Source organism: Aliivibrio sp. S3MY1 (genome assembly GCF_028765575.1).
Taxonomy (GTDB): Bacteria; Pseudomonadota; Gammaproteobacteria; order Enterobacterales; family Vibrionaceae; genus Aliivibrio.
The window spans coordinates 166480-185428 of sequence record NZ_JARACO010000004.1; the positions used below are offsets into that span (position 1 = coordinate 166480).

General features: G+C 37.9%; 13 protein-coding genes. 5 read left to right on the forward strand and 8 right to left on the reverse strand.

The window, feature by feature from the left end; genetic code table 11:
- Positions 1-144: 144 nt before the first annotated feature.
- Genes PVK62_RS04515 through PVK62_RS04540 form a run of 6 tightly spaced genes read right to left on the reverse strand, consistent with a single transcriptional unit; the run spans position 145 to position 10971 of the window.
- Positions 145-3900, reverse strand: coding sequence for a cellulose synthase subunit BcsC-related outer membrane protein (locus PVK62_RS04515; RefSeq protein WP_274443036.1), 3756 nt, complete (start codon positions 3898-3900; stop codon positions 145-147).
- Complete coding sequence (gene bcsZ / locus PVK62_RS04520; RefSeq protein ID WP_274443037.1) at positions 3891-5069, reverse strand: cellulose synthase complex periplasmic endoglucanase BcsZ; 1179 nt, start codon at positions 5067-5069, stop codon at positions 3891-3893. The genes PVK62_RS04515 and bcsZ overlap by 10 nt, the downstream gene beginning before the upstream one ends.
- A complete protein-coding gene (gene bcsB / locus PVK62_RS04525) occupies positions 5066-7372 on the reverse strand; it encodes a cellulose biosynthesis cyclic di-GMP-binding regulatory protein BcsB (RefSeq protein WP_274443038.1) in 2307 nt (768 codons plus the stop codon). The genes bcsZ and bcsB overlap by 4 nt, the downstream gene beginning before the upstream one ends.
- Positions 7363-9984: a UDP-forming cellulose synthase catalytic subunit gene (gene bcsA / locus PVK62_RS04530; RefSeq protein ID WP_274443039.1), complete on the reverse strand. Its 2622-nt coding sequence runs from the start codon at positions 9982-9984 to the stop codon at positions 7363-7365. Before bcsA ends, bcsB begins: the two co-directional genes overlap by 10 nt.
- 4 nt (positions 9985-9988) lie before the next feature.
- Complete coding sequence (bcsQ, locus tag PVK62_RS04535) at positions 9989-10762, reverse strand: cellulose biosynthesis protein BcsQ (protein ID WP_274443040.1); 774 nt, start codon at positions 10760-10762, stop codon at positions 9989-9991.
- Positions 10759-10971 carry a hypothetical protein gene (locus PVK62_RS04540; RefSeq protein ID WP_274443041.1) on the reverse strand — a complete coding sequence of 71 codons (213 nt, stop codon included), beginning with the start codon at positions 10969-10971 and terminating at the stop codon, positions 10759-10761. Before PVK62_RS04540 ends, bcsQ begins: the two co-directional genes overlap by 4 nt.
- A gap of 253 nt (positions 10972-11224) precedes the next feature.
- Between PVK62_RS04540 and bcsE the strand changes: the two genes are divergently transcribed.
- Both bcsE and bcsG read left to right on the forward strand, forming a co-directional pair.
- Positions 11225-12772 carry a cellulose biosynthesis protein BcsE gene (gene bcsE / locus PVK62_RS04545; RefSeq protein ID WP_274443042.1) on the forward strand — a complete coding sequence of 516 codons (1548 nt, stop codon included), beginning with the start codon at positions 11225-11227 and terminating at the stop codon, positions 12770-12772.
- 177 nt (positions 12773-12949) lie between these two features.
- Positions 12950-14575 carry a cellulose biosynthesis protein BcsG gene (bcsG, locus tag PVK62_RS04550; protein WP_274443043.1) on the forward strand — a complete coding sequence of 542 codons (1626 nt, stop codon included), beginning with the start codon at positions 12950-12952 and terminating at the stop codon, positions 14573-14575.
- Positions 14576-14650: 75 nt separating this feature from the next.
- Here the strand turns inward: bcsG and PVK62_RS04555 are convergent, their stop codons facing one another.
- Complete coding sequence (locus tag PVK62_RS04555) at positions 14651-15121, reverse strand: YhcH/YjgK/YiaL family protein (RefSeq protein ID WP_274443044.1); 471 nt, start codon at positions 15119-15121, stop codon at positions 14651-14653.
- A gap of 104 nt (positions 15122-15225) precedes the next feature.
- Between PVK62_RS04555 and PVK62_RS04560 the strand changes: the two genes are divergently transcribed.
- The 3 genes from PVK62_RS04560 to PVK62_RS04570 all read left to right on the forward strand — a co-directional run bounded on the left by PVK62_RS04560 (position 15226) and on the right by PVK62_RS04570 (position 17957).
- A complete protein-coding gene (locus tag PVK62_RS04560) occupies positions 15226-16236 on the forward strand; it encodes an AraC family transcriptional regulator (RefSeq protein WP_274443046.1) in 1011 nt (336 codons plus the stop codon).
- A 127-nt stretch (positions 16237-16363) separates the two neighbouring features.
- Positions 16364-16741: an MFS transporter gene (locus tag PVK62_RS04565; RefSeq protein WP_274443048.1), complete on the forward strand. Its 378-nt coding sequence runs from the start codon at positions 16364-16366 to the stop codon at positions 16739-16741.
- A complete protein-coding gene (locus PVK62_RS04570) occupies positions 16734-17957 on the forward strand; it encodes an HlyD family secretion protein (protein ID WP_274443049.1) in 1224 nt (407 codons plus the stop codon). Before PVK62_RS04565 ends, PVK62_RS04570 begins: the two co-directional genes overlap by 8 nt.
- Positions 17958-18111: 154 nt before the next feature.
- On the opposite strand, the gene PVK62_RS04575 is transcribed toward PVK62_RS04570, so the two are convergent.
- Complete coding sequence (locus PVK62_RS04575) at positions 18112-18906, reverse strand: RecX family transcriptional regulator (protein ID WP_274443050.1); 795 nt, start codon at positions 18904-18906, stop codon at positions 18112-18114.
- Positions 18907-18949 lie beyond the last annotated feature (43 nt).

Sequence of the window (18949 nt, forward strand, 5' to 3'; positions counted from 1 at the left end):
GAAGAATAAACGTAAAATGCGACTTACTTCTTACACAAATCATCACCACACAGGAGAAATTTTTACAACAAATAATAAAAGCCGATGACGTATTAATTCATCGGCTTTTTAAGTATTTGGTTCTTATAATGAGATTAAACTCCGCTAGTCAAAGTCACCATACAAAGTTAATGGGTCAACCGGTATTGATACTGGTTGCCAACGGTCGGTAAACGTATATTTCGCATAAAAGAGTAAGTGGTTTGGTTTATAGAAGTCAGACCGTTGAATATCAACCGATGCCCCTAAATACCAACGCTTACTGATTCTTTGCTCTACTGCCGCCTCTAAAGAAAAACCAAAACCACCGCCACGGCTTGAATCAAGCCTTGTCCCTTCAACATATGGATCATCTTCTTTTGTCCACGAATTTGAAATTGAGCCACTGACTAAATATGAAAGACCATTATTAATACGCTCATAATAATTCACAGGAATAGATACAGATATATAATCCTGAGGGCTATAATAACCACCATATCCGTAAGCATATTCACTCAAATTCTTATCATAATTTAGATACATTAAATTTAAGCCTAAACTGAAACGTTTATCGTTTTCGTTGATTATTTTCCAATATGTACCGCCCAATAAGCCTAAACGAGTATTATCCTCTACTGATTTGCCCGTCATTTTATGAAATTGAGCACTTGCCCAATAACCAACGTCACCACCTAAATCGTAACTACCACCAAGCTTAACACCGGTTTTCATCACTCCGCCCCATTCATCACCTTGATGATTTGAAGCGGTATCGGGCACCGTCATACCAGCATAAGAAAGAGTACTGCTGGTTTCTGAGCGGCGAGATAATGTCGCTTTCCATCCAATATCGCCTAAATCGCCAGAAAGATTCAAACCACCAACAATATTTTGTTGGTCAAATCCCACAGGCGTTGTTCCAATATCCGCACTCCATGAATCAGCTAGCCAGCCAATACCGAAAGCGCTACCCGTCTCTTTCTCATTCATTCTTGTTTCTGTATTATCGTAATCAATATCACCAGAATTAAGATGAACGACATCAGCACGAAGTTGTAAATGCCCATCGTACTCAGGCATTGGTATAATGGCTTCAATCGGTACTTGTACTGATTTATTCGCACCATCTCTTGCACTGTAATCTATCCCAAAAGAGACGTAACCTTGATCCCTAGCCTGAATACTATCTAAATCAGATTTCACATTTCGAGTAAGCCAGTTGTCATCCGCATTATTGTATAACTCACGCAAATTTTCGTCTTTGGGCTCTTCACTTAGCTCAAGGTCAAGTACGTCATCATTAGTATACTCAGCGATAGTCGCATCGTTTTGAGCGGGAATGGCCTCTTCTACTAATGCATAATGTGCCATGCTTGTAGCAAGGTTCCACTCTTTAGCTTCCACTGCAACCGCCATTCCATCGCGATAATCAATGGCGTCACTGTCTTGCTTTTGTTTCAGCATTTCAACTAAAGCAATGGCTTCTGATTGGTAACCATACGCCATCAAAATTAGAGCTAATTCCATGCTCTGACGGCTACTTAACGCCTTTTTTTCTGAGTATACATACAGCGCCAATTGCTGTGCATCATCGTCTTCACCAAGTGCTTGTTGAGTTTTCAGCAGCCCAAGTAAAGCACTATATTGATATTGCGAATTTAATTGACTTGCCGATGAATAGTATATTTTAGCGTCTGCATACTCTTCATTTCGAAATGCATACTCAGCAAAAAGTAAATCGCGACGGATCTTTTGATCAAACGAAAGAACAATATGCTCACTGTTACCTTCTAAATGATTTTTCCATTCTTTAAATTTTTCATGTTCTTCAAATGTATACAATAACCCGCCATAACGTAACTGCGTTTCCATGTTCCATTTATCTGTCGGTTTAATGCTCTGTAGTTTAATAAACGCTTGCTTTGTAAACCCAAGCTGAAACTGAGCATCAATTAACAATAATATTGCATCAGGATCTGAATTATATTCGATTTCTAATCGTCTAATCTCTTTCTTTGCAGCTTCTGGATCATTTTTAGCAAGAATAAATAATGCACTAAACATTTGATTTTGTTCTAAGCGATTTAAGTTTGAGTTCATTGCTTCACTACGATCACTTTCAGCTACTGCCGTCAATTGGGCAATAGCTTCAACCGTTTGACCATAGCGAGCCAAATACAAAGCATACGCAAATGACATCTCCGGCGTTCCATTTTTTGACCACGTCGACATCAATTTATCAGCACGTTGAGCTTGCCCCGTTGATCGTAAAGAATCGGCTACCTCACTACGCTGCCAAGGAGAGACGGGAGGATCTATCACCAGCTTATCCAAGATCGTTTTAGTGTGTTCAATATCCCCTTTATTAATCGCGACAGTAAGCTTTGTCATTAATAAAGAGATCTCAACTTCATGAAATCGTTCCGCCAAAATACGCTGTTGACGTGAAGATAAGTTATGTCCTTTCTCTAACGCTTTCTCGCCCCCATAGAAAGAGAGTTGCAAATTAAACCAACCTCTTAATGCCGTTTCATCTAACCGATTTTTGCTTAATGCGGTAGTGTAATAATCTAAAGCTTGCTCTTCATCCCTTTGAACTAAAGCTAATTCAGCAAGATAATTATATGCATATGGGTCATCTGGCTCATATTTTATTGCTTGATGGTATTTTCTATTGGCACCATCAAAATCCCCTCTTTGCATCATTTTCTCACCGTGTTCGAGGTAAGCCCAATAACTTGAAGAGTTGATATAACCAGTCCATTTATCGACATTACGAAGATCTTTATCGTATTTTTTTGCTTTTTTAAAATAAGATAAAGCCACTTCTTGTTGACCTAGTCGTAGATAAACCATACCTAACCCACCCAAAATTTCAGGATCATTAGGCCGAGCTTGTAAGGCAACCAATAATTGTTGTCGAGCATTCATAATATGCCCTGATTCAAGTTCTTTTAATCCGGTTAACTTAGCTAGGTATTTAGGGTCTTTTCTCAACTCAGTTTCTTGTTCAAAACGCTTATTCGCATCAATTAATGCTTTTCTGTAGCTTGTATTTGAAGGGTAATAACTGGAAAGTATCGCGTATTGCTGAACAACCTCTTTTGTTATGTAACTGTCATTTAAGCGAGAGATCCATAATGACGCAGCACTGCCTGAAACCGATGTTTCTAATGAAAGGCGTTGTAATAACCTCATAGCAATAGGGTTTGATGGGGCTCCTTTTGAAATATGCTTCGCATAGGCTAATTGAAAATCAGGTACTCCAGGGTGCTCTGTATTTAATTTTTTAAGTCCAATTAATACCTTTCTTTCATGCCCTTTAACACCAGACTCTATATTCAGGTAGGTTAATTGTAGTACTGGCGTCGGCATACCATTAGGGAATAATTTATTGAATGCCTGTAGTGCTTCTTTATTACGACCAGAACGGGACAGTAAAATAATTTTCTGATAGGCCGCTTTATTATCACCATAAATAGATAAGCTATCTCTAAGCTGCTTGATGGTTACTGAATTAGGTTGAGTCGCTTCTAATTTTTTTAAAATACCCATGGCTTGATCAACCTGCCCCAATTTAGCCAAATGCTGAGCTTGAAAACTCAGCCCTTTGGCATTATTAGGGTCAACCGCAAATAAACGTTTGAGTGTTGTTTCTGTAATATCGGGGCGATGGAGTAATTGTGCATATCTTAACTGTTCCACTAACTGTTTAGTCGAATCAACATTAGATACATCACTCTGAAAGACAATAGGCTTCATCATCGGTAATTCTGATTTAGCCGTCGCCGCCATAATCGATGATGAACAAAATACTCCTATCACTGCAATAGAAAGTAATCGCGTTATTTTATTAGCAGCAAAGCGTTCTATTGGCATACATGAGTCCAACTAGGAATAACACGACCATCATTACCAAATTGATAAACCCCTTTATGCCAACCTAACCCAAACAAGGTTAATACGCTGTTATAGTAACGATCTTTCTCAATAGTTGATAATGATGCCTCAATGCCTTGAGCATACTCATCTGCGAGAGATGTTAAATCAACGGCATCTAACAGCGGAAGTGCTGAGGCATTAATACCAACCCCACCTATATTTTTTGTTTTTCCCGTTCGAGTATTAAATATCTCAGGCATTCCTTTACCTTTTTTTAACTCAAGCACAACTGGATGCATTCTATTTAAAATAGCCGCTTTGTTCTTATCACTGTTAGGTAGCATTCCTGCCCATAAGTAAGTACGAATTGCGTTATAACTTCCAACGGATTTGGTTTTTTTGTCGTTTTGAAATTGACCCTTTTTCCACTCAACCCAATCAGGGCTAGACCCTTTAGGCATGGTATCTTTAATCAATCGCGCGCTTGATTGATATAACTCTGCCCATTGATAATTTGGAAACAACGTATCCATGCGAGTAAGTAATTGCAATGGTACATAACTAGGATTTAAACGAACATGGTTATCACCATAAATAAACCCTTGCTTGCCAGGCAATAAGACCGTACCAAGACCTGATACCACCGCGGTTTCTTCTCGCAAAATACGGCTCGCAAGCAAATGACCTAAAGATTGATAATAGAAGTTATCCCATAAACGACCCGCTTCCATTAGGCTATAAGCAATCCACAAATCCGAATCTGAAGCAGAGTTTGCATCTAGCACACCGGTACTACCATTTGGTCTTGTTCCCCACAACCACGCGGGGAGTTGAGCCGTGAGATCGCCTCCTGCTAAGTTTTTTTCAGTCCAATTAAGTAACGAATTAAACATTGCTTGATCATTCGCGATTAGTGCAAAAAACAACCCATACGATTGCCCCTCTGACGTCGTAATTAAGCGAGGATCGCTAGTATCAATCACTCTTCCATTCTTAATGTAATTTTGCTTAAAGCTATTCCAAAGTGCCCATTGGCATTGATTTTCTTTTGTCATTTCCACTTGCGATTTAACTCGAGGCGAAAGACCCATCTCTTGTGCTGTTATCATCGGCGTTGTTAGTAATGAACCAATAAAAACACTCAATAATGTCAGTCGTGTTTTCATAGTTCATCCTCTTCTGTACTTAAACGACGTTGTGCAATGTGACGAAGTACTCGATATAAAATGATGGTAACCATGACGACCAATAACGTCGCAAAGAAAGCGATCAATAATGGATATTTAGAAAAATGATACCAAATCAATTGTGATATAGGCAGTTCACCCACATAATAACGCTCACCCACATTAAAGCTGGCGACTTCATCATCACGCAAAGTAATGACTGAACCAAACATAGACGATATTTTTCCACTGTCGTTTAATGCTTGATTAATCAATGCAAATGACTCTGGTGTTTGTGCAAGTAAACTCACCATAGTGCGCTGCGCCGTATAAGGTGATTCAACACTGGTAATTGCGGCAAAATTTCCCGTGGTATGAATACTAATAGAATCGGCAACTTGTTGATTATCACTTGCTGGATCTACCCAATTTTTTCCTCGTTGCGATTCATTTTTACTTGGTAAATTAAGTACGCGCTCAGAGGAGATTAATTGAATATGCTCTATGTCTTTTTTATCAACAGAGGCCAGTTCAGGCATGACTCCAATCGTTAGGATGTCTTTATTTTCTAATGTTTCTTTGTTCCAATTATCGGTAACCGTAACGTTTAAGACTGGGTACCCTGAGTTTGAACCAAATACGCCCATCATATTCACAAACGTTTGAATTTCTTCATTTGATGCATGTTGAGGAATAACAACAACGGTATCCGATAAGTCTGCCATTCTTGTAAATGGATAGCCTGAATTAGCAAACGCACGCATATTTGGCATTTCGATATAATGTAAAAAACCTGAGAAATCAATGGTAGAGTCCTCACCAATCACCGCATAATTTTTACTTGGTTGCGTCGTTTGGCATTGTTCTTTCCCACCTACAGATGATGCAAAACCAAACTCAAACTTCACTTCATTCTTACTACCGACTTGAAAAGCAGGGATACGAACTACGTCACCTCCACCTAATAAATCATCATCTAGCAGAGGTAATCGTATACGCGTATTGTCAGTTGACTCACCAGATGTATTTAAGTTAAACGCTTTTACGAATTGGTTGTTCACACTTAAAGTCATGCGAGAACCAGAGTTATCCATCAATGGCGGGGTGTAGCGATAATTCAAATCAAATGGAATACCACGACTTTGCCAAGTAAATAAATCTGGCGGTAAACGGAAGTGTACTGAAATAGGAGGAGGAGTCTGCCCCTCTACCTGTAATAATGCACTTTCTGGCAGTAAATCAGAGAGTGCTACCGCTCTATCTGTATCTATCCAGTTAGGAGCATCATAAGGTTTACGTGGTACCAGTTGTTCTGCCTTATTGATTTTTGCTGATGGCCCAGTAAATAAATTTTTTCCTAGGGCGAGACCTTTAGCTGCAGTCACTAAATCTTTCGTATCACGACCAATAACAAGCAATAATTTGACATAAGGATCTGTGGGATGAGAAATCATTTGAATTCTAGGCCCATCAACATCCGGAAAGTTCCTTAAAAAATCAGGCTTACTGTCATTCGTAATAAAAACAATTGCATTACGAGTGGGTAGTGCATTATCAATCATTGGAAAATCTGAACCGCGCCATTCAGATAATGAACCAAAGTATGATGATGCTATGCCTGCAGCTTTGATTTCATTGATATCAAGTTTGTCACTAAACACCATCGGTAACGTCAAGTCTCCCATATCTCTTGAATCAAAAAATGGCGCGGGTAATAAACTTAAGTCGTTATTTATCTTTGTTTTTTGAGTTAATAAAGTGATAGTACTCTTTGAACTAATTTCTGCCCAAATACTGCTGGCATTTGGATTACTGCATGACATTGAAACATTTCCGACTAACTCAAATTTAAGTTGGTTATAATCGGTAAATAAACGAGGGTCTAAATTCAACTCTACAGAAGAAGACTTACCTTGCATCCCATCATCAATAGTAACAACACCCACAAGTTCGTTATTGAAATACACTTTAATATGGGAGACCAAAGAGAGTAATGCTGGCGATGGGATTAGATCAAAACGCAGTGATGCTTGTGAAACCACTTCATCTAAACGAGAACCAAAGCCAACATAAGCCGTACTTTCACTGCCCTGTAATTGAATCGAATGGCCATAACCAAGGTCACTAAAACTGAATGTATTTTTAGTGACAATAGGGGATACATGCGAAGTGACCATTTCTCCACTGGTCACTTGTGTTGAGTTATTACTTTTATTAGCCATAAGCGGCGTTACCGCACTCGCCGTAAAACTGATCAAGCCTATCGCCATCGCTATGGCATTTATTTTAGTTTTCATCCACATAACTTCGCACTCTGAAGGTTAACTTTTATAGGTTTAAACGTGAGCACAAACTCACTTATTATTGTTATTAATTGCGCAATCATTTTGACCCATTTCGGGCTATAAGCGATTGTGTTTCTGTAGCCTCTTGCACCTATTTTAAATACGCTAAGCATACTCATTAAAGGCTTGTCACTCTGATAACTGTTTTGCCATTTTGTCCATACATCAGCACGCGCAAACGTACATTGTACGTAATCAATATTTTGTTGTTTCGTCAGTGGCTCAAGCTGTAAACCTAACGCTTTTCCTCGGCTATAAGTCACTTTTGCAGGGAAGACAAAGTGATGCTCACCGCGCTGCAAAATAATGTCTAAAGAGTGTCCATAAAACAGCTCAACCGACGTGGGCAGTTCGACTCTCAACCCACCCAATGAAAAATCTTTAATATCGCATCGTATTTTGTGGCCAGATGGCAAATGAATCGACATTGGAATATTAACGACTACTCGGTGATCTTTTCGCACTTGCTTTGATTCTTCGGCAACAGCAACCGCACCACCAAGAATAAGAAGGTTATAAAAAACCCAAAGTAAATTAACAACCACACTTCCAAGTTCGTCATCTGGGCCCCAACCTAAGCGATATAGACCAAAACCAATACCAAAAACATTTAAGATCACCAATAACCAATAGGGTTTAGAGATCGTCCAATCGTAATGCTTATCTTCAATCAATCCACCTTTTGCTGTGACATTAAACGTTCCTTTATGAGGTGCAAATAAAGCAACAGTTGTTGGCCTTGCAATATACCAAGACAACACCGTTTCATACACTTCCCCCCAAAATGAATAACGATATTCTCCCTGCATTCGAGAGTTAGTGATGCTGGCATGTACCATATGCGGTAATACATATAAAATAATCGCCGCGACAGGAGCATAAATAATATATGTATGCATAAGTAAGAAAACTAATGGTGCCAGCAAAAAGATAATACGTGGAATACCCGATAAAAAGTGCAACATGGCATTGGCATAACACAAGCGTTGTTGCCACTTAAGCCCTTTACCTAATAACGGATTATCAACACGAAATATTTGAGCCATGCCTCTTGCCCAACGAATACGTTGACCAATATGAGCAGACAATGTCTCTGTAGCCAAACCTGCAGACAATGGCTTTCTTAAATACGCAGAGCGATAACCCAAACGATGCATTCGTAATGAGGTATGTGCGTCTTCTGTTACTGTCTCAACGGCTATTCCACCCACTTCTTCTAATGGTTCACGACGTAAAACAGCACACGAACCACAGAAGAAAGAGGCATCCCACAAGTCATTACCATCTTGAATTAAGCCATAAAACAAGCTGCCTTCATTCGGAACATCCCCAAAATTAGATAAGTTTCTTTCAAATGGGTCAGGTGAGAAAAAATGGTGTGGGGTTTGAATTAATCCCAACTTTTCATCACTTAAAAACCACCCCATTGTCATTTGGAAAAAAGCACGGATCGGAATATGGTCGCAATCAAAAATGGCAACATATTCACTGGACGTCTGCTTTAAAGCGTAATTAATATTACCGGCTTTTGCATGTTCATTGGTTGGACGACGGATATACCCCACGCCAATCTCTTCTGCAAACTCTTTAAATGAATCTCTTTTACCATCATCTAAGATATAAATATTCAGCTTTTCTTTTGGCCAATCAATGCCTAACGCAGAATAAACCGTCGCTCTTACAACATCTAAATCTTCATTATAGGTAGGGATCATCATATCAATCGTAGGCCACGTTGATTGATCATCAGGTAAAGAAACGGGTTTTCTATTTAACGGCCAAATATTTTGAAAATACCCTAGTATAAGTACGATCCACGCATACGTTTCTGCCATTAATAAAACACAGCCAAGAAACAGAGCAAGAGGATCATCCCAATTTAAAGAAGAGGTATAGCGCCACCAAATATAACGACAAGACACCGTTACAGATAAAGTGACAAGTAAAATGGTCGGGAAGCGTCCAGGCATACGTCTGAACATCATGCCCAGTGACCATAATGCCACAATAAAGAACGCTTGAGCTGTCAAACTAAATGGAATGGTAAAACATAGTACCGCGAGAACAACAACAACAGTACCGATAGCGATATTGAGAAAGTGACTCGATAATGAAGATGCTTTCTTTTTCTTTTGTTTCGAATCAATTGCGTAATGACTTGAATACCCTTCTAACCATACAACAATTGAAGTTAATCCTTTTAATGGTAAATAAAATAAGCGACTAATTTGCTTCCACACCATGGTGATAATTTGGCGAAGAGAAACCCTCTCAGTGAGCCTTCTTGGTTGCACAATAAAAAGGATCCATAATGTTTGGATCAACATTCTAAAAGGGTCAAAAAACTTAAAGCGCGAGAAATCAATTTGTGGATACCAATAATAAGGTAACTTCCAACTCTCAATCCCTGCTATCTTTGATTTGAAAAAACAAAAACAGACTACAAACCACACAGAAAGAATTAACTGACTGATATAAGAAGGTGATTTATCTTGCGTATAAAAATGCAATTGCTTACGAAATTCAACCATAAGCCTAGGTTGAAAAAATAACGATAACCAACCAAACATAGTGCTATATGCCTTCCATCGTTTTCGCCGAAAAGTGTGCTAAAAGCCAAAATGCAAGTTCATTCAGTCCTTTAGAAAACTGACTGTGTGGTGCATATTTAAGGACGTTACTTAATTGCGAGCAAGCATCTGGCACTGAGGTATCATGGTGTAATAGCATAGGTAAGCATTGCTCTGCTAACTCTTGTTTAAATACCAACGAAAGATCTACACTATTTTCACTAAGAGGTTGGTACCGATTAATGAGAAAATAAGGATGATGGCGTTGATTAAAGCAATGAAAAGAAGCATCCTGTTGAAAATAAGTATAATTTTGAATATCTGCATTAATCACACACAAAACCATATCTGCGTTATCAAGCAATGCTGTATGAGTATTATCAAGTTCATGAATACTCGGCAATAGCATCAATTGCCATTCATTCTCTATCTCTGGCTGATTTAGAAATATATTCAATAAACCATGAGGTAAAGAAGCCACCTCTTGTTTAATCGTTTTAAGCTCATCTATCGTTAATAGTCCATAAGGCACAAAAGATAAATTACTGTTACTTACATAAGCGGCTTTTTTCCATGACTCTCCAGATAGCACGCGTTTAGACCAACCATCTTTAACTGAAAAATCTAATGCAAAATGCAAACTCATAAGATTTTCAGAGCGAACATCAATAACATGAACACTTTCTTCAAGTTGCACTAATGCCTGAATTAAATTTGCAGCGATAGTTGTTGATCCAACACCACCACGTAACCCCGTTATAATTATTCTTTTCATCATTCAGGTTCTTTTTTATTAATAAAATGCTCACAATGCAGATCTGGCGCATTATTTTCACTTTCTTTACTTTTAGATAACAGGTCTAATGCATTCCATGATTTCTTAACTTTATTATAACGTTCAACTTCACATAACTCATTATATGAACGTTCTTTTATATCAAAAGCAGAAAATAAAACCGTTATATCTTGACTAACTTCTCTAGCCATAAAGCAGTGACCTTAATGAGTAATGTAATAGATTTAATGTAAGGGAGATTCTATTACAAATTAGTACTAATGTAACACTTAATAAGTGTATCATAAGTGAGACTATGGTTAATGTACACATATGATAATTTATATATCAGATGCACATTTAGAAAAAACATATAAACTAGCTTAAAAAGCTAGAAAATGAACTCAGTAAGATAACAAGCAACGTAAATACATCTAAAATAATTAATGTAGCAGAGTGATACACATGCTGAAAAATTCACATACGTTTGAAAATAAAAGTAAAAAATTAAAATCGAGTGTTTATATAACGACGTTCAGCACTAAAACACCGATCGTAAATCACGTATCTAAATTAGTAAAAAGTGAGACTATAAATACATTTATATGCTCAACAACACTAAATTCATTCACAAAATCATTGAGTGACTCAAATACATTCGCATTAAAACAGAGTTTAAATTCATATTGTCCAAACATATATTTTAATAACAATGATGCATGTAATTCACTTAAACATTTGTATAACGATATAAATAAAACTCAGATAAAAAATAATTCATCCATTATTATCGTTATTCCAGACAATATATTCACCTCAAAAACAGTTAAACGTGAAATAGCATTCTTTGAAAAACTTCAAGCTCTAGCTATTGACAAATTACTTACTATAAATGTATTAATCTATGGCAGAGATATACATTTAATAAAAAAAATGCTCAGCCAACATCCTAACTTATGCGTTGGTTACTCAAGCCTACAAAGTATAGATAAAAAAACCTTTTTATATCATGTTTATTATTGGGGATTGAATACTGGCATGCGAGGTGAAAGTGAAACCTATCTTACTCTTAATGAGGATCATTCACTGACACCACAATCAAAAATAGGCAATGATCAGACCGCTTCTCCTCTGAATATCGACGATGAAAGTGCAATCTATATTTCAGATACTGCGATTGAAAAAAATCAAAAAACTTCAGATGCCATGATTTGTTCAGCGAATAATGAAAGCTTAGAAAAAAGCCTAACAATATTATCCCGAGCAACAATAGTATTAAGCTGTTCAACGCAAAATGAAGTGCGACTATTAGGGGTCAGTATCTACAGGCTACGTAAAAGTTTTGGACAAAATATTAAGATTATCGTTAGAGAAATGCAGCCCTGTTTACGCTATTCCGATGAAATGTACTTACTACAATCGGGCATCAATTTGATCATTCATTTCGGGACTCGATTCTCAAGCATGCTTAGTTCAATTGAAATTTTACGTGGTCAAATACTCACCCGCCCACTCCCTAGTTCCACTGAAGAATTACTTAATTTTTACTCACAGAGCGTGAAAATAAAAGGTTATACCACCAATGAACGCTTTGTTCATTACACCAGTGAATCCTTACTACATCTAGATATATCCCAAACCGAATTTGCCCTAATAAAATTAGAACTTCTCCCTAACATTAGGCCTGAAGCTTATTTTGATATGTGCAATATCCAAAGAGAGGGCGATGTTATGACTGTGTGTACAAGTACTATTTATCTATTCTTACAAGGTGTTCGTATGACCGATCTTCCTGTGGCATTGCACAATATTTTTACGCTACCAATTAGGGATATATTTGCTAGTCAAACAAACTTTACAACATTAGGAAATGTAGAACGAGAACTGCCAAATATAACACAGCATGCTGTCATTATTGAGAATAACTCAGCTCAAGAAGAGGGCCGCACTCACTCTGCTTACGATTCTTCTGCTCCTGTTATTCTCGCAAAACATAAACCATTGGATTTTTAGCATTATGAATATTGAAGATTTTATACTTACCGTCTTATTCAGTGGGTTTTCAGGAATAATTATTGGTTACTTTTTACGAGATATTTCCATCGTGATACTGCGCCTTTATAATTCCTATATCCGTAAACCAAAATACTTAGCTAAATACCGTTTTGAAGATAATGGAAATGTAGATAAATGAAGACGCATACACTACAACAACCTCTCTATGGGCTTGGTTGGTGGAATATTTATTTCATCATTAAGATTGGCCTATTTACTCAGGATATGATTAGTTTTCATCCACTTGAGAACTTTGCCTTTGTCGCTTTTTTATTGCTGCCATTAAAACCAAGGGCCCTTAAAATTATACGACAATGTATTGCTGTACCTATTGGATTATGGCTAATGCATTTCGATTCTTTTTTGCCGCCTCTAAATCGCTTATGGGGCCAAATAGGACAGTTATTACAATTTGATCTTAGCTATCTTGTTGAGCTTGCTGGTCGCTTTATTTCTCCACAAGCATTTCTTGCTTTATTTGTGTTAATTTTTGCTTATTACTTTTTAAACCAAGTATTCCGTATTTCTGTTTTCGTTATACTTGCTCTGATTTACATCAGCCTACCTCAAAGCATATTTAACTCTCAAGCAAAAGAAACGGTTATCGCTCAACAACCAACCATCACCCAAACGACAACGCCTTCACAGCAATCTATTGATGAAAGCGGTCCTGTTAACGATGCGGTACTTAACCAAGCAAAAGAGTTATTCTTTAACAATGAAGCCCAACGAAGAGTTACTTTTCCAAGTGCTGCACCATCAACTAAATTTGATCTTCTGTTCTTAAGTATTTGTTCTGTCGCATGGGATGATATTGAAATTGCAGGCTTGGAACATCATCCTCTGTTTAAAGAATTTGATGTTATTTTTGATAACTTCAGTGCTGCGACCTCTTATAGTGGCCCTGCGGTTATTCGATTATTAAGAGCGAGTTGTGGACAAGAAACACACCAAGAATTATTTTCCGCACCATCATCTAAACAATGTTTCTTGTTTGATGATCTAGCTAAACTTGGTTTCCAAGAAAATCTATTATTAAATCACGATGGTAAATTTGATGACTTCTTAGGGTTACTTAAAGAAGGCGGTGATTTACAAGCACCATTAATGTCTCAAGCAGGGTTAGAGCAATATCAATCTGCTTTTGATGGGTCACCCATTTATCGAGATAAAGAAGTGCTTACTCGCTGGTTAGGAAATAGAGAAAACGAACAGGATAGTTCTGTTGTCGCACTTTATAATACGATTTCATTACACGATGGTAATCGCATTATTGGAGCCAGTGGTAAAGTCGGCTTAGTCAGTTATAAGCTGAGGTTGAAAAATCTATTGGACGATTTATATGACGTCTTCCAAACGCTTAAAGCCTCAAAACGTAATGTTGTCGTCATGCTTGTTCCTGAACATGGTGCTGGTATGCGTGGTGATAAAATACAAATTGCAGGTATGCGTGAAATCCCATCATCTACCATAGTGCATACTCCTGTTGGTATGAAGATCTTTGGTGAAAATATCACTCGTACAGGAGATACGGTTCATATTAATGCAGAATCAAGTTACTTAGCTGTTTCAGCATTAGTTAGTCGAATTTTAGAGCAAGATATTTACAGCCAAAAAACGTTTGATCCTAAAGCCTTAACTCAGGGATTACCAAAAACTAAAATGGTTGCTCAGAATTCAGGGACAACAGTAATGGAATATAATAACAAGCCCTATGTTTCTCTTGATGGCTCAACATGGTCTGAATACCCAACAAAATAATGCGTAATAAAAAAGCCCACGCCCTATATTTAGCATAGGGCGTGGGCTTTTTTTTATGAACACAGTACTGGTTAACTACACCAACAACGCACTATTCACTTTAATGATCAGCTTCTTCACTGCTGCTGGCTTATCATCAACCGCAACCAATGGGCGATGTGGTTGCTTAGGATTGAAGATAATAAACTCGCCAGCCGTTAATGTGACAAATTGCTCATCTTTGACGTCGTTGCTAAAAGCAATGTCTTTCTCTGCAAGATAGTCATCTTCAATCGACAGTAATGGATAGTCACTGTATCCAAAAGTTTCAGACCCTTCTAATATCAATTGTACATCAAGGTATTTATGATGAATTTCAGAGCGACGTTTTTCTCTTAACTCGGTTTTATCATCAACAATAAAATACACCGACTCATCATAAGATAATGGGTAATTCCCAACCTCTGTATTGTTGGCTGTTTGCTCTTTTACTTTCTGAATAATCTCAATGATAACAGGGTGTAATGCAGCCCCTTGAATATCGTCACTCCATTTACCTTTAAACAAAATAGCCTCTCAATGATATCGATTATGAAGTCAAAAATAGTAGCATGAGATATTGATATCGGTAAGATATAATGCTGTTTAAACGTGACTTTTAATGAGGCTTCATGGCGAAACCAAACGCAACTTATCTCGTGCGAGTGCATAGTGCAAAAATGCTGATAGACCATGCGATGAAATATTATGGTCTAACCTATGCCGATTTTGATATGCCGCCTCACCTATTTGATTATCAGCTAAAATTGATGCCATTAAGCGATCTCGAAGCTTTACTCTGTAAAATTGAATTATTAACCCAAGATCCAGCCTACACAGCAAAACTAACACAATCAGACAGTTTGAAGCAGTTTGGCCCTTTTGTGCAGCTATTAGCAAGCTCGACCAATTTGGGTATGGCAATCAAGCGAATGAATACCATACACAATGCACTTCAGTCTGGGGTGCAGGTCAATATGCTACTTAGCGGCTCGATTGCAAAATGGCGAATTTTAACCCCAACAATGCTACCCCAAGCTCGCATCCATGAGAGTATTTTGGCGGCGGGATCATTCGTTCGATTATTAAAACTGTTTCATGGCGATGATTATCAACCTGTCGCCATTCACTTATCAGGTAACATGATAGGTAAAACAGAAGAAATCGAGGCTATCTTTAACTGCCCTATCGTGTGGAACAGCCCAAATACTCAAGTCTGGTTTCCTGTTAAAGACATCACTTGCCCTCGTCGCTTTGAGCTACCAACACCACAAGTGAAAGCATTTACTGTAGAACAAGCCATGAGTTATATGCTTATTCCACAGCCTCAAGATACGTTAAAAGTGGTGTTTGAACTCACTAAATATGCCTTGTTTTTTGGTTATCCTACACTTGAGTTCGTCGCTCAAAAAATGGGGATGAAGCCACTGACTCTTCAACGTCGCTTACAAGATCAAAGCATTGCCTTTACCGATATTGTCCACCACAGCATTTGTGATGAGGCGATTGCATTAATGGGCAGTGAGTTATCAATGCAAAAAATTTCACAACGAGTTGGCTATAAAACTACGGCTTCATTTTCTGTTGCGTTTAAACGTATGTATGGTGTTACCCCTGTACAATACAGAAAAACACTGCTTTAAAATCTAAACAAAACAGTCAAACACATCAGTTTTTACCATTACTTGATATATATAAATACATTTAATCGACATATCACTCCGTTACCCTTCATGCTTACTGCTCATTATTATTTAAGGTAAATCATTTATGAGTTTAGTCAGCATGCCCTTCGTTGGATCAGGTCAGGATCTTGGGCTGCATATTGCTGCGAGCGTCGTCATGATAGGAAGTATTGTCGCTCTCGCTTATGGTTTCTGGAAACTTCATGAGCTACCAATCAACAAAGCACACAGTAAACAACACCAACAAATAGGACTGATTACTGCCCTCACCTGGATAGGATTTGTTTGGCATTGGGTCTGGGTTTTAGCCGTGATTTGTGCTTTTGTTGATGCAGAAAAAGCATTAATTAAAATTCGTGATATTTGGCATCAACCTACTTCACCATTACAGACACAAGCGCAAACGCCAATAACAGAAACTGGCACAATAGCATCAACTCAAGAGGAGAATCACAATGCTTGAGGGATTAGCGGTATGGGCTCTGTTTATTTATCTTCTTCGTCTGATTGGAATGCCTTGGAATAAGTTTACTCAAGGGTTTGCTTATATTGGTGGCGGATCTTGGTTGCTGTTTGTATGGGCTGGTTTACTTAATTTCACGCCAATGGATCTTTCAGGCGGCTCTGTGGTGCAATCTCCACACATTCAACTTCGCCCTGCCAGTACTCAAATTAAAGGCGTTGTGACTAAGATCCACGTTAAACCAAACCAAGAGATCACAAAGGGCCAATTAGTATATGAAATTGACGACGAACTGTATCAAATAGCACTAAATAAAGCAGAGGCCTCTTTAGAAGCAAGTCAGGTCGCCCTTGAAGTTGCAGTGCAAAATGTGAAATTGGCACACCAAGCTATTACCGCATCAGAAAGCGATATCGTGGTTAGCCAAAAACAAATTGAAGCAAAAAACCAAGATTTGAAATACAAAAAACTCACACTGCAACGCTATATTAAGCAAAACAGTAAAGTAAAAAATACCATTACGCAAAGTACCTTAGATGAGCAAGGCACCTTGGTATCAATTGGTGAAATCGAAGTGGCAAGTGCAGTTGCTCAGCTTGATAAAGCGAAACTTGCTCATGAGAAAGCACTGCTTGATTTTGATAATGCAAAGTTAGGTGTAAAAGCCAAAGAAAGTGAGCTCGCAAGTGCAAAAGAAACTGTCGCTCAAGCACAATGGAACTTAGACAACACCAAAGTCTATGCCCCTGCGGATGGCTACGTGACCAACTTTATTCTGCGTGAAGGTCAATATATTGGTACGGTTCCTCGTATGCAAATGTATACCAATGAGAAGTACGTATTGATGCGAGTAAACCACCAAGCAATACGTAATGTAACGATTGGTCGCCCTGCTGAGTTCTCTAGTGCGGTTTACCCTGGAAAAGTATTTATTGCAGAAGTGGAAGGTATTGTTGAAGCGACAGGTGAAGCACAAGGTAATCTATTAGGTCGAGAAACTAATGTACGCCAAACCACTGGTTTAAACGTCAATAACAAACACCACTTTGTGCGTTTAAAACTGCAAGAAGATCAAGGTTATGATATTCCTGTGGGTTCAGTAGGTTTAGCGTGGATCTCTGGTGAAAAACCAATTGGCTTTATGGCTTTCTTAGATGTTATTCGCGGGATTATTATCCGTATGAAATCGCAAATTTACTTCTTTTATTCATTGTAATCATTTATACCAATCTACATAAGCAATTATCTGAACAACGACTTATCCAGAATGGTATTAGATATTTTAGCCCTACAGTTCACTTTCTCGAACTATGGGGCTTTTTTATACTTCTGCTTTTTTCGTCGTCAACTTATCTGAAAATCCGCTGTAATTAATTCAATGTCTCTTTAATTTCATCTGAACTAAAACCATGAGAATACAAATAAGCATAAGCTTTGCTTTTGTCTTTTGAATTACTTAAATCAAAGCGCTTTTTGTCTAATCGTAATTGGCAGTTTTCATAAAAATCAATCGAACCGTCCATTTCTAGTTTTTCAATTTCTTCATCAAAAGTAGAAATATCGATCAGCTTTTGTTGTAGCTCTCGCTTGATCACCGACTTACCTTTTAACTTGCGAGCAAGCTTTTCAATCTCTTTAACGAGATCCGCTTTATCGGCTTTGATTTGCATTTTAGAAGGCAGTGCAGAAGCAACAGGGTGAGATTTGATTGCCTCACGAACATCTGATGATTTAAAACCATATTTAGTGAGCGTGGCATAAAGTTTATCACTCGATAATGAGCCTAAATTCATATTCGCTAATCGGTTATTCAATAACGTTATTTCACACACTTCATCGCGATTAGATACATAGGCAATCGCTTCATTAACAATGGATTCATTAATGCCTTTCTCTCTCAATTTAGACAGAATAAATTGACTGCCCTTCTCGCCACTAAACGCCATTTCAACAAAGTTAATGGCAAAATTTTTGTCTGATTTTAAATAACCACGCTCAATTAAGTCATTGAGAACCGTATCAATCCACTCTTGGTTATCTGTTTTAGCGACCAGCTTCTTTCTTAATTCATCAATGGTCCGATCTTTGGCTTCAAGATGATAAAAAGCACTGCCGTAGACATTATCAATCGTTTTTGCTGGCTTTACAGGGCGTTGACTGAACATGGTAACCTCTGATTTGATGGTGCTAACAAGCACTGAATCTAAC

Coding starts and splice junctions, on each gene's coding strand:
- PVK62_RS04575 (WP_274443050.1), bottom strand. CDS start 18,906: ATGTTCAGTCAACGCCCTGTAAAGCCAGCAAAAACGATTGATAATGTC.
- bcsQ (WP_274443040.1), bottom strand. CDS start 10,762: ATGATGAAAAGAATAATTATAACGGGGTTACGTGGTGGTGTTGGATCA.
- bcsZ (WP_274443037.1), bottom strand. CDS start 5,069: ATGAAAACACGACTGACATTATTGAGTGTTTTTATTGGTTCATTACTA.
- bcsB (WP_274443038.1), bottom strand. CDS start 7,372: ATGTGGATGAAAACTAAAATAAATGCCATAGCGATGGCGATAGGCTTG.
- PVK62_RS04565 (WP_274443048.1), top strand. CDS start 16,364: ATGAGTTTAGTCAGCATGCCCTTCGTTGGATCAGGTCAGGATCTTGGG.
- PVK62_RS04570 (WP_274443049.1), top strand. CDS start 16,734: ATGCTTGAGGGATTAGCGGTATGGGCTCTGTTTATTTATCTTCTTCGT.
- bcsA (WP_274443039.1), bottom strand. CDS start 9,984: ATGTTTGGTTGGTTATCGTTATTTTTTCAACCTAGGCTTATGGTTGAA.
- PVK62_RS04540 (WP_274443041.1), bottom strand. CDS start 10,971: ATGGCTAGAGAAGTTAGTCAAGATATAACGGTTTTATTTTCTGCTTTT.
- PVK62_RS04515 (WP_274443036.1), bottom strand. CDS start 3,900: ATGCCAATAGAACGCTTTGCTGCTAATAAAATAACGCGATTACTTTCT.
- bcsG (WP_274443043.1), top strand. CDS start 12,950: ATGAAGACGCATACACTACAACAACCTCTCTATGGGCTTGGTTGGTGG.
- bcsE (WP_274443042.1), top strand. CDS start 11,225: ATGCTGAAAAATTCACATACGTTTGAAAATAAAAGTAAAAAATTAAAA.
- PVK62_RS04560 (WP_274443046.1), top strand. CDS start 15,226: ATGGCGAAACCAAACGCAACTTATCTCGTGCGAGTGCATAGTGCAAAA.